Annotated in this window: 11 protein-coding genes; 5 read left to right on the top strand and 6 right to left on the bottom strand. The window is 73.9% G+C overall.

The annotated features are described in order from the left end of the window. The first annotated feature begins 1 nt into the window (after window position 1). The gene (gene arfB / locus ABD080_RS09645) at window positions 2-442 is read left to right on the top strand and encodes an alternative ribosome rescue aminoacyl-tRNA hydrolase ArfB (RefSeq protein ID WP_343904500.1); all 441 of its coding nucleotides are present in this window, start codon (window positions 2-4) and stop codon (window positions 440-442) included. Between the two features lie 13 nt (window positions 443-455). Here arfB and ABD080_RS09640 read toward each other — a convergent pair whose 3' ends face one another. After that, the gene (locus ABD080_RS09640) at window positions 456-1019 is read right to left on the bottom strand and encodes a hypothetical protein (RefSeq protein ID WP_343904499.1); all 564 of its coding nucleotides are present in this window, start codon (window positions 1017-1019) and stop codon (window positions 456-458) included. 61 nt (window positions 1020-1080) lie between these two features. Here ABD080_RS09640 and ABD080_RS09635 point away from each other — a divergent pair, with 61 nt between their 5' ends. Then, window positions 1081-1524, top strand: a complete 444-nt coding sequence (locus ABD080_RS09635) for a VOC family protein (protein ID WP_343904498.1) — start codon at window positions 1081-1083, stop codon at window positions 1522-1524. An 18-nt stretch (window positions 1525-1542) separates the two neighbouring features. Here ABD080_RS09635 and ABD080_RS09630 read toward each other — a convergent pair whose 3' ends face one another. The 5 genes from ABD080_RS09630 to ABD080_RS09610 form a co-directional block, all read right to left on the bottom strand. Continuing rightward, complete coding sequence (locus ABD080_RS09630) at window positions 1543-1902, bottom strand: VOC family protein (RefSeq protein WP_343904497.1); 360 nt, start codon at window positions 1900-1902, stop codon at window positions 1543-1545. Between the two features lie 83 nt (window positions 1903-1985). Further along, the gene (locus tag ABD080_RS09625) at window positions 1986-5021 is read right to left on the bottom strand and encodes a LamG-like jellyroll fold domain-containing protein (protein ID WP_343904496.1); all 3036 of its coding nucleotides are present in this window, start codon (window positions 5019-5021) and stop codon (window positions 1986-1988) included. A 266-nt stretch (window positions 5022-5287) separates the two neighbouring features. After that, entirely contained in the window at window positions 5288-6568 is a 1281-nt protein-coding gene (locus ABD080_RS09620; protein ID WP_343904495.1) for an ATP-binding protein, read from the bottom strand. Then, on the bottom strand, window positions 6565-7230 hold the full coding sequence (locus ABD080_RS09615; RefSeq protein ID WP_343904494.1) for a response regulator transcription factor: 666 nt from the start codon (window positions 7228-7230) through the stop codon (window positions 6565-6567). Before ABD080_RS09615 ends, ABD080_RS09620 begins: the two co-directional genes overlap by 4 nt. 76 nt (window positions 7231-7306) lie before the next feature. After that, window positions 7307-8545, bottom strand: coding sequence for a COG4705 family protein (locus tag ABD080_RS09610; protein ID WP_343904493.1), 1239 nt, complete (start codon window positions 8543-8545; stop codon window positions 7307-7309). Between the two features lie 152 nt (window positions 8546-8697). On the opposite strand from ABD080_RS09610, the gene ABD080_RS09605 reads away from it, so the two are divergent. The 3 genes from ABD080_RS09605 to ABD080_RS09595 are packed head-to-tail and all read left to right on the top strand — an operon-like array spanning window position 8698 to window position 10399. Then, entirely contained in the window at window positions 8698-9180 is a 483-nt protein-coding gene (locus ABD080_RS09605; protein WP_377827294.1) for an RNA polymerase sigma factor, read from the top strand. Further along, window positions 9177-9779, top strand: coding sequence for a methylated-DNA--[protein]-cysteine S-methyltransferase (locus ABD080_RS09600; RefSeq protein ID WP_343904491.1), 603 nt, complete (start codon window positions 9177-9179; stop codon window positions 9777-9779). The genes ABD080_RS09605 and ABD080_RS09600 overlap by 4 nt, the downstream gene beginning before the upstream one ends. Continuing rightward, window positions 9776-10399: a DNA-3-methyladenine glycosylase I gene (locus ABD080_RS09595; RefSeq protein WP_343904490.1), complete on the top strand. Its 624-nt coding sequence runs from the start codon at window positions 9776-9778 to the stop codon at window positions 10397-10399. The genes ABD080_RS09600 and ABD080_RS09595 overlap by 4 nt, the downstream gene beginning before the upstream one ends. Window positions 10400-10465 lie beyond the last annotated feature (66 nt).

The raw sequence follows: 10465 nt of genomic DNA, 5'->3' as shown, positions 1-10465 counted from the left end.
CATGGACGACCTGCACGTGCCCCCGGGGCCCGGTGCCCCGCGCGGCCTGCGGATCCCCGCGGCGGAGCTCACCGAGCAGTTCTCCCATGCCTCCGGCCCGGGCGGGCAGGGCGTCAACACGGCCGATTCGCGCGTCCAGCTGCGCTGGGACCTCGGTGCCTCGGCCGCGCTGACCCCGGCGCAGCGGGAGCGGGCCCTCGCCGCGCTCGGCCCGCGGCTCGTGGGCACCGTGCTCACCGTGGCCGCCGCGGAGCACCGCAGCCAGCGCCGCAACCGCACGGCGGCCCGCGAGCGGCTCGCGGGCCTGCTGCGCGAGGCGATCGCTCCCCCGGTGCCGCGCCGCGCCACGAAGCCCACGCGCGGCTCCCAGCGGCGGCGTCTCGAAGGAAAGCGGCAGCGCTCCCTCACCAAGCAGCAGCGCCGTCGGCCCGGCGGGGACTGAGCCCGCCCGGGTCTCAGTCGGGGACCGGGAAGGCCAGCAGGTTCTCCTCCATCGTCTTCCCGTCCAGGCCGAGCCCGAGGCTCAGCGCGTCCCGCTCCCGCCCCGTCCGGGTCGCCGTGACGAGCCGGTGGTGGTGCCCGTGGAGGATCAGCCGTGGGGAGAGGGCGTCCGCGACGCGGCCCAGGCGCTCGCGATGCTCCTCGCACCACGCGAGCACCCCCTCGTCGCGGACGGCGAACCACGCACCGAAGGACGGATCGAGGTCGAGCTCGACGCCTGCGGGGGCGTCGTGGCAGAGCAGGACGTCCGCCCCGCGGGACCCGACGCCCTCCTCCCGGATCTCCTCGACGAGGGCCTCGTCGATCCGCTCGTCCGGCCACCACTCGGCGCCGAGCAGCCGGGACCCGCGGTCGATCGAGCCGGCGCCGCCGAGCACGAGCGCCGTCTCCTCACCGATCGCGAGGCGCGTGCCGTCGGGCAGGTAGGAGATCCGCCCGTCCTCGGTGAGCGGCCACGGCTCCTCCCCCGCGACGTCCTCGAGGCGGTGCTCGCGGCGCGGGTCCAGGCCGCGCAGCACGGCTCGGGAACGGGTGCTGCGGGCCTGTCCCCCACGGCAGGACGACCCTAGTCTGGCCGCCATGAGCATGCTGCGGATGGACCATGTGGGACTCATCGTCGAGGACCTCGAGGCGGCGATCTCCTTCTTCGAGACGCTCGGTCTGCAGGTCGAGGGCCGCGCCGAGGTGAGCGTTGAGTGGGCCGAGCGCGTCACCGGCCTGCCCGGGATGCGCACGCGCATCGCCATGCTCGCCGCACCGGACGGCAGCGGACGCATCGAGGTGGGCGCCTTCGACTCCCCCGCCGCCGTCGGCCGTGACCGTCCCCGGGACGAGCCCCACGCCCTCGGCTACCGCTCGCTCATGTTCGAGGTGGACGACGTCGACGCGACGACCGAGCGGCTCGCCGCACACGGCGCGACCCTCATCGGCGAGGCCGCGACCTACGAGGACTCCTACCGCATGTGCTACCTGCGCGGGCCCGAGGGGATCATCGTCGCGCTCGCGGAGTCCGTCCGCTCCTGAGGCCGCGGCGCGCGGCGCTCAGGAGTCCGCGAAGACGCCCACACGGTTGCCGCTCGGGTCCGTGAACTCGAAGCGCCGCCCACCGGGGAATACGTAGGGGCCGGCGACGACCTCGCCGCCCGCGGCCCGCACCGCCTCGACGGTCGCGTCGAGATCCTCGGAGAACAGCAGCACGAGCGGGCCGCCGCCGGTGGGCTCGGCGCCCGGGTCCAGGCCGCCGATCTCGCCCTCGCCGTCCGGGGTGACGATGCCGCTGTACTCCGGGCCGTAGTCGGTGAAGCGCCAGGCGAAGGCCGCCTCGTAGAAGGCCTTCGTCGCGGCGAGATCCCTCGCCGGGAGCTCGATGTAGCTGATCGCGTGATGGACCGGTGCGGCCATGGCGTCTCCTCCGTCGGATGACTGCTGCGGGTGCCGGACACGGGCAGTCTCGCAGAGGGGGCCGACGGAGGAGACGCGCCGGCTCACTCGGTCCCGGCCGACCCCTCCTCCGACGACGTCACGCCGGAGGCCCTGTCCTTGAGCGGCTTCTTGAAGGCCGTGAACGCGCTGACCTGCACGATGCCGCCGTCCTTCGTGGGATCCAGGGCGAGGGAGCGGGCCTCCTCGCCCACGGCCTCCTCGTCGCCCGAGACCTCGGCGGCGTCACGGCTCACCGCGAACCAGCCGTAGACCTTCTTGTTCTTCAGGCCCTTCCAGGTGACGCTCGCGTCCTCTCCCGAGGCGTGGTTGACCTCGCCGATCACCTCGTCCGTCGGCGTGATGCCGACGAGCGCGTCGGTCGTGAACGCGGTCGTGCGGCCCTGGAACTGCACGGGGAGGCGGAAGTCGTCCTCACGGCCGTCGTAGCGGTCCTTCGTGTCGTACTCGGTGGCGCCGAACTCGTCCATGTACGGCGAGTAGGTGTCCACGGAGACCTCGCCGCGGTCCAGGTCGAACTGGAGCAGGCGGAAGAACGCCGCACCGAAGCGCAGGCCCGTGTCCTTCCCGTAGCCGCCCTCCTCGGTCAGGCCCAGCTGGTCCGAGCCCACCTCGTAGAACTGGTAGTCGGCGAGCAGCTCGACGACATCGTTGCCCGCCTCTCCCACGTCGGTGCGCACGCCGATCGAGACGCCGTGCTCGTGCCCGGAGAGCACGAGCGCGACGTTCGGGTGCTTCTCGAGGATCTGCTCGCGGATGATCTGGCCGTCCTGGGAGAAGGTCCCGCCGCGGCCGTCGGGCTCGGAGCTCGGCTTGTTGTACGCATGGGTGAGCAGGATGGCGTCGCGGCCCGCGTACTGGTCGAGCACATCGCTCGCCCAGGCGGCCTCCTCGTCGGTGACGATGTAGCCGAGGCTCAGGGCGATGAAGTCCTGGCCGCCGGCGCTGAAGAGGTTGTAGCTGTTGTCGTTGTCCCCCTCCTTCCACGGGTGGTACTCGGCGCCCGCCTCCTTCCAGGAGTCCTGCTGGGCGAGGGCCTCGTAGCGCTCCGCGCCGAAGTACTGGTTGTAGAGGCTGTCGGTGCCGGTGTCCCCGCCGCCGAGGTTGTCGTGGTTGCCGGGGAGCACGGAGTGGGGCACGCCCGTGTCCTCGAGGATCTTCTGGGTCTCGGAGGCGAACTGCATCTCCTCCTCCGCCTTGCCGCGGTCCGTGGCGCCGGTGTTCCAGTCCTCGATGATGTCCCCGGTGTGGGCGACGTAGGCGAGCTTGTGCTCCTCGCCGTGCTCGGCGACCCAGCGGTAGGAGTCCTCGTAGGCGCTCGCCCACTCCTCGCGCTCCGCCGCGGTCGCCTTCTGGGTGGCGCCCTGGCTGAGGTACTGGGTGTCGGTGATGTGCATGAGGGAGAAGTCGTAGTCGTCGGGGTCCTCGAAGCCGTCCTTGACGGGCTCGTCGAGGTCGTCGGCGAAGGGGTCGGTGCCGATGACCAGGGCGCGCAGCGTGCCGCCGGCGCCCTGGGCGGCGGTGGCCGAGGCGAGCAGCTCGGTGTCGCCCTCGGAGCTGCCGCGGGCGGTGTCGGTCACCTCGTAGCGGCCGGTCTCCGGGTTCAGCAGCAGCAGGCTCACGGAGCGCGCCGGGTCCACCTGGCCGCTCCAGGCGACCTGCTGGCCGGCCTCGGTGAAGGGGATCTCGGTGCGCAGGGCGGGCACCTTCGCGGTGACCGGGGAGTCGAGGTCCTTGCCGTCGCCCGGGGCGAGCTTCTCGCCGGTCTTCTTCGCGTCCTGGAGGGTGACGTCACCGGCGACCGAGCCGTCCTCGGCGACGTCGGCCGCCTCGATGACACCCTGCCGGGTGCCCGTCGCGGAGGAGATCTCCCCGGCGAGGAAGGTGGTGCGGAGGTCCTCGCCGGTGGGGCTCGTGGCGCGCGCGGTGAGCTGGGCGCTGCCCCTGCCGCTGGACTGCTCGACGCCGCCCGCCGTGGGGATGCTGGTGGAGGTGAAGGTCTCCTGTCCGGAGACGCCCTCGCCGAACTGGTCGAGACCGGTCCAGGCGAGGGTGTGCTCGCCGGCGGCGAGGCCGGGGCCCACCTCGTCGCCGAGGGAGACGGGCTCCCCGTCGAGGGTGTAGGCGAGGGGCCGGGCGAGCAGCTTCTCGTGCTCGTGGGTCCCCTCGAGGGTGGTCGGCGCGGTGAGGCGGGAGCCGGGGGCAGGGCTCGTGAGGGTGAAGGAGGCCTGGTCCTCGGTGCGGCCGGCGAAGGTGCTCGCGTAGCGGGCGGTGATCTCCTCGCCGCTGAGGGCGCGGGAGTAGATGCCGGCGCCGGCGAGGGAGACGGTGCCGTGGAACTGCGGGTTGCCGGAGCCGTTGGTGTCCGCGCCGAGGAAGAACTGGTGGGCGGCGGTCTTCGGCGGGGCGCTGATGGCGGAGCCGCTGGTGGGGGTCTCGGCGACCTTCGTGCCGTCGAGGTAGAGGGAGACGGACTTCCCGTCCCAGACGCCGGTCGCGTGGTACCAGACGCCCTGCTCGATCGGCACGCCGGCGCCGTAGTACTTCCCGTCGACGTTGACCATCATCTTCAGGGTCGAGCCGTAGACGGTGAGCGAGTAGCCGCCGCCCTCCTTGGCGCCGCAGAAGTTGCCGCGGGACTCGTCGTCGCCGTCGGAGAGGCCGTCGTCGAAGCGGACGGTGCACTCGAGCGTGAGGGCCTTCGCGGTCTTCTCGAAGCCGTCCGCGAAGTCGTAGCGGGTGGCGCCGGTGCCATCGTAGGAGGCGACCTGGCGGCCGAGCGCGGCGTCCTCGCCGACGGTCGGGGCGGTGCCGAAGGGAGTCTGCGTGCGCTGCTGGGCCTGCTCGTCGAGGCCGGTCGCGTCGATGTCGACGTCGAGGACGTCCGGGGTGGGCGCCTCGACGGCGGGGGTGGGCAGCGGGTCGCGCTGGGCGGGGGCGGCCGGGGTCGACGGGGACGCCGGGGCGGTGACCGGGGCGGCCTGCGCCGGTGTGGGGCCGAGGGCGAGGGCGGGGGTGAGTCCGAGTGCGACGGTGACGGCGAGGGCGAGCGGGGAGAAGCGCCGGGGACGGGGCAACATGGGGGCTCCAGGGGTCGAGGAGGAGGACAGGGCCGGGCTCGACGCTAGGGAGCGAGGAGGACGGGGGCGTGCCGCGCAGGCGAAGCTTCGGGGTGGGACAGGTGGACGGAAGGTGACCCGCGCCTCACATGCCCGGAATGCCTGATCACCGGAGGGGCCGCAGGTCAGCGCAGGGTGGGCGCGCTCCCACGACGTGGTGGGTGCGCTCCCGGCAGGATGGCCGCGGGATGAACGCGGCGGGGCGGCAGGGCCGGGCCAGGCGGAGGTCAGGCGCGGGGCAGGGTGGCGCGGGCGATCGTGCCGCCGCCCGGGCGGGGCAGCAGCGCGAGGGTGCCGCCCTGACGCTCGAGGGTGCGCACCGTGATCGCGAGCCCGAGGCCGTGCCCGGGCACCTCCTGCCCCGCCTCCCGGTGGAAGGGCGCGAGGACCTGCTCCGGGTCCTGGATCCCGGGACCGCGGTCCAGCACCTCGAGCCGCACCGCCTCCCCCACCGCCATCGCCCGCACCTCGATCGGTCCGGCCCCCGCGGCGTGCCGCAGGGCGTTGCCGACCAGGTTCCGCAGCACCGTGGTCGCGGCCGTCGCGGGAACGAGCGCCCCGTCGGCCGCCTCGAGGTCGAAGCGCAGATCGGCCCGGGCTCCCTCGGGGGTGCCCAGCAGGTCCCCGGCGAGCGCGCGCACCACGTCCTCCACGCTCTGGCCGTGGTCCTCGGGGGCCGACTCGTCGCCGAGCACGAGGAGCTGGTCGGCGAGGGTCCGCAGCCGGGCCAGCCCACCCTCGAGGGTGCGCCCGCGCCTCTCCCGCTCCTCCTCGTCCCGGGCGGCGAGCAGGTGCTCGGCCTGGAAGGACACGGCGGCGATCGGGGTGCGCAGCTCGTGGGCGGCCTCCGCGGCGAAGCGGCGCCGGCCCTCGAGCACACCCGCGGCGCGGGCGTGATGGGTGTCGACGGCGTCGAGGAAGCCCGTGAGCTCGTCGGGCACGCCGTCCCGGGGTAGGGGCTCGAGCTGGTCACCGCCGCGGGAGGCGAGCTCGCGACGCAGCGACTCGACCGGGCGCAGCGCCCAGGAGACCACGAGCACGGAGCCGAGCACGAGCAGCGGCACCGCGACCACGATCGGCACGAGGGTGGAGGTCACGGTCTCGCGCACGGCGTCGTCTCGCACGGCGATCGGCTGCGCCGCCGCGAGCCGGCGACTGTCGGGCAGCGTCCGCACGGCGACCCGCTGCGGCCCGTCGTCCGTGGTCGTCGTGGACAGGCAGTCCGGGAGCGAGGAGGGGAGGTCGTGGCCGGAGCCGGCGGAGATCTCCTCGACGACGATCCCCGCGCCCGCCCCGGTGCTCGCGACGTCGGCCGATGCGGAGGGGTCCGGGACGGCGGCGAGCTCGGAGATGCGCGTGAGCAGCTCGTCCTGGGTCTCCGCGGCCTCCTGCCGCGCGCGGAGCGTCGACCCGACCGCGGCGAGCGCGGCGACGACGAGCACCAGCAGGGTCAGCGCGGTGACCAGCCGGGTGCGCAGGGAGGCGCCGGCACCGCGGGGCGCCCTCACGGCAGCCTCGGGATCGTCCAGCCCAGGCCCCGCACGTTGCGGATCGACTCGGGCCCGAGCTTCCCGCGCAGGCGACGGATGAGGAAGTCGATCGCGTTGGACTCGATCTCCACCTCCCCCTCGTAGACCTGCGCCTCGAGCTGGCCGCGGGAGAGGACCATGCCCGGATGCATCATGAGCGCCCGCAGCAGGGCGAGCTCGCGACGGGTCAGCGGGACCACCTCCCCGCCCGGGCCCGTGGCCGTGGCGGCGGACTCGTCCAGCGTGATGCCGCCCGCGCGGAGCACGGCGCTCGTGTGCGCGGTCCCGCGTCGGCCGACGGCCCGCAGCCGGGCCCGCAGCTCCTCGTAGGCGAAGGGCTTCGTGAGGTAGTCGTCGGCCCCGGCGTCGAGGCCCGCGACCTTCTCCTCGAGCCGGCCGCGGGCCGTCATGACGATGACGGCGGGGCCGGCCTCCTCCGCTCGCAGCGACCGCAGCACGTCCATCCCGTCGAGACCCGGCAGGCCGAGGTCCAGCAGGACCACGTCGAAGTCGCCGAGCGGGGCGAAGGCGGCTGCGGTCGGGCCGTCGTCCACGTGCTCGACGACGTGGGCGTCCTCGACGAGGCGCTGGACGAGGACGCCCGCGATCATCGGGTCGTCCTCCGCCAGCAGGATCCTCATGGCGGCTCCTCCTTCTCGCGGGCCTGCCCCGTCCCGGGGAGCCGGGACGGGGCAGGCCCATCATGCGCGGTGTCGGTCAGCCCTGCAGGGAGGTGATGACCTTCTGCAGGTCGTGGGAGGCCTGCAGGCTGGTCGCCTGGTCCGGGTGGTCGGCGCGCAGGGCGGTGAGCTCCGCGTCGATCGCCTGGTCCATCGTGCTCCAGTCCTGCGGCGACTGCGGCTTGAGACCGGCCTCCGCGGAGTCCCACGCCGTCTCGAGGTCCTTCACCCGGGTGCGGGCGCCGGAGAGGTCCCCGGCCTCGATCTTCGTGTTCACGTCGTCGACGATCATCTGGAAGCTCGAGAGGTCGCCGAGCGGGCCCTGGGAGGCGGCGGCCGACGACGCGGCCGGTGCGGGCTGCGCCGGGTGGAAGGCCGTGGCGGTGCCGGCGGCGGCCACGATGGCGAGCGCGCCGGCGCCGGCCCAGACCACGTCGCGGAGTCGCCCACCGGGCACGCCCTGGCCCTTGACCTGGACGCCGTGACGGTGCACGAGGAGCTGCTCGCGGATCACGAGGACCACGATGATGGCGAGGAACAGCAGGCTCGTCAGGCTCGCGCCGAGGCCCATGCCGCCGTAGGCGCGGTCCTGGGTGAGCAGGTCACCGATCGAGGCGCCGAGCGGGCGGGTGAGGACGTAGGCGATCCAGAACGTCGCGACGACCGAGACCCCGGCGCGGGCGGCGACCGCGCAGGCGAGGATCAGCGCGCCGAAGATGATCGCGCCGAGCAGGAACCCGAGCCCCAGGGCCTCGGTGGCGAGATCACCGGCGGCGGTGCCGAGGGCGAAGGCGGTGAGGATCGCGGCCCAGTAGAACGCCTCGCGGCGCACGGTGTCGATCGACGTGATCGCGAGGGTCCGCTCCTGCGCGTACCAGGCGGAGAACACGATCGCGAGCAGCACCGTGAACACGGCGGTCGAGACGTAGAGGCTCACGCCGAGGGTGTCGGTGAAGAAGTCGGTGATCTGCGTGCCGACGATGCTCACGAGCACCACGGTGGTCCAGTAGATCCACGGCGTGTAGGCGCGGGAGCGGAACTGCAGCACGAGCGCGGCGGCGAGCAGCACGAGCATCATGCCGGTGGTGACCATCGGCCCGAGGCCCACGTTCACCGCGAGGTAGTCGGCGAAGGTCTCGCCGACGGTGGTGGAGAGGATCCTGATGGTCCAGAAGGTCGCCGTGATGATCGGGACCTTCATCATCCGCTCGGGCGTCAGGGCGCGGAACGGGAGGGTGTCGACCCGGGGTCGGTGCTGCGGGACGGGACTGCTCACGGGAATCTCCTTCGGGGATCGGTGGCCTGCGGGAGAGAGCCTCGGGGGCGAGAGTGAGCGCAGAATGAGCGACCCCGGTAGCGTGCGGCGGATGAGCGTCCCCGATCACCGCCTCACATCCCGCCGCGCCCCGGCGACTGCGGCACATGAGCATGCGTGAGCCCTTCGAGCAGGCCGTCGCCCGGCACGGCCCCGCCGTGATGCGGGTGTGCCGTGCGGTGCTCCTGGACGCCGCGGACGCGGAGGACGCCTGGTCCGAGACCTTCCTCTCCGCCCTGCGCGCCTGGCCGGAACTGCCGGCGTCGACGAACGTGGAGGCGTGGCTGGTGCGGGTCGCCCAGCGGCGGGCGATCGACGTGATCCGTCGGCGATCCCGCGCTCCGCTGCCCGTGGAGTCCCTGCCCGAATGGGCCTCGACCGCGGGCGGGCCGGGCGCCGACGTGGGGCTGTGGGCGGAGGTCGCGGCGCTGCCCGAGAAGCAGCGCCTCGCCGTCGCCTACCACTACCTGGGCGGACTCCCCCACGCTGAGACCGCCGAGCTCACCGGCAGCACGCCCGCCGCCGTCCGCCGCGCCGCGGCCGACGGGGTCGCCACGCTGCGCCGCACCCTCGCCCCCGAAGGAGCCGACCGATGATCCCCGCCCCCGACCTCGCCGCCCACCTCCCCGTCGACCCCGCGCAGCTGGATCGTCTGCAGAACCGTCTCGCCGCGGCCGCGCGGGCGGAGCGGCTGCTGGACGTCGCCACCCGCACCGTCGACTCGCCCGTCGGCCCGCTGCTGCTCGCCGCGACCGCGCAGGGCCTGCTGCGCGTCGCCTACGAGCGTGAGGACTTCGACGGGGTGCTCGACACGGTCGCGAGCACCGTGAGCCCCCGGATCCTGCGGGACCGCGGCCGGCTCGATCCTGCCGCGCGTGAGCTCGAGGAGTACTTCGCGGGGACCCGGCAGCGCTTCGACCTGCCGCTGGACCATGCGCTCTCCCGCGGGTTCCGCCTCCGGGTGCAGGAGTTCCTGCCCCGGATCGGCTACGGCAGCACGCTCTCCTACGGGCAGGTCGCCGCGCAGGTGGGGAACCCGCGGGCCTCGCGCGCGGTGGGCACCGCCTGTGCGACGAACCCGCTGCCGATCGTCGTCCCGTGCCATCGTGTGCTGCGCGGCGACGGCTCCCCCGGCGGCTACGTGGGCGGCCCCGACGCGAAGACCACCCTGCTCACCCTCGAGAGGACCGCATGAGCACCCCCGATACCGACACCGCCCCCGACGCCGGGACGGTCCTCGGCGAGGACGGCCTGGCGCGCCCCGCCTGGGCCGCGACCGATCCCCTGCTGCAGGCGTACTACGACACCGAGTGGGGCATGCCCGTGCGCGACGAGCAGGGCATGTACGAGCGGATCAGCCTCGAGGCGTTCCAGGCGGGGCTCTCGTGGGCGACGATCCTGCGCAAGCGCCCCGCCTTCCGCGAGGCCTTCGCCGGCTTCGATCCCGAGATCGTCGCGCGCTTCGACGAGGCCGACGAGCAGCGCCTGCTGGCCGACGCCGGGATCGTGCGCAACCGCGCGAAGATCGCGGCGACGATCACGAACGCCCGCGCCACGCTGGACCTGCGGGAGCGGGGCGGCCTCGTGGAGCTCGTGTGGTCCTACCGGCCGGAGGTCACGCCGCGACCGCGCACCGCGGCGGAGGTCCCGACCCGCTCCCCGGAGTCCGTGGCGCTGTCGAAGCGGCTGCGGAAGGAGGGCTTCGCCTTCGTCGGCCCCACGACGATGTTCGCGCTCATGGAGGCCGTGGGCATCGTGGACACGCACCTGCTGGGCTCGCACCGCCGGGGCAGCTCGGGCGTTTGGGACGACTGATCGACGTGCACCGGGCCGTGATCGACGCAGGGCTCCAGCATTCGGTCGCGTGTCGCGAGGACGGCA

It is taken from the genome of Brachybacterium rhamnosum, assembly GCF_039526185.1.
Taxonomy (GTDB): Bacteria; Actinomycetota; Actinomycetes; order Actinomycetales; family Dermabacteraceae; genus Brachybacterium; species Brachybacterium rhamnosum.
The sequence above is the reverse complement of the archived record's forward strand: the minus strand, read 5'-3'. Positions and strand labels throughout refer to the sequence as shown.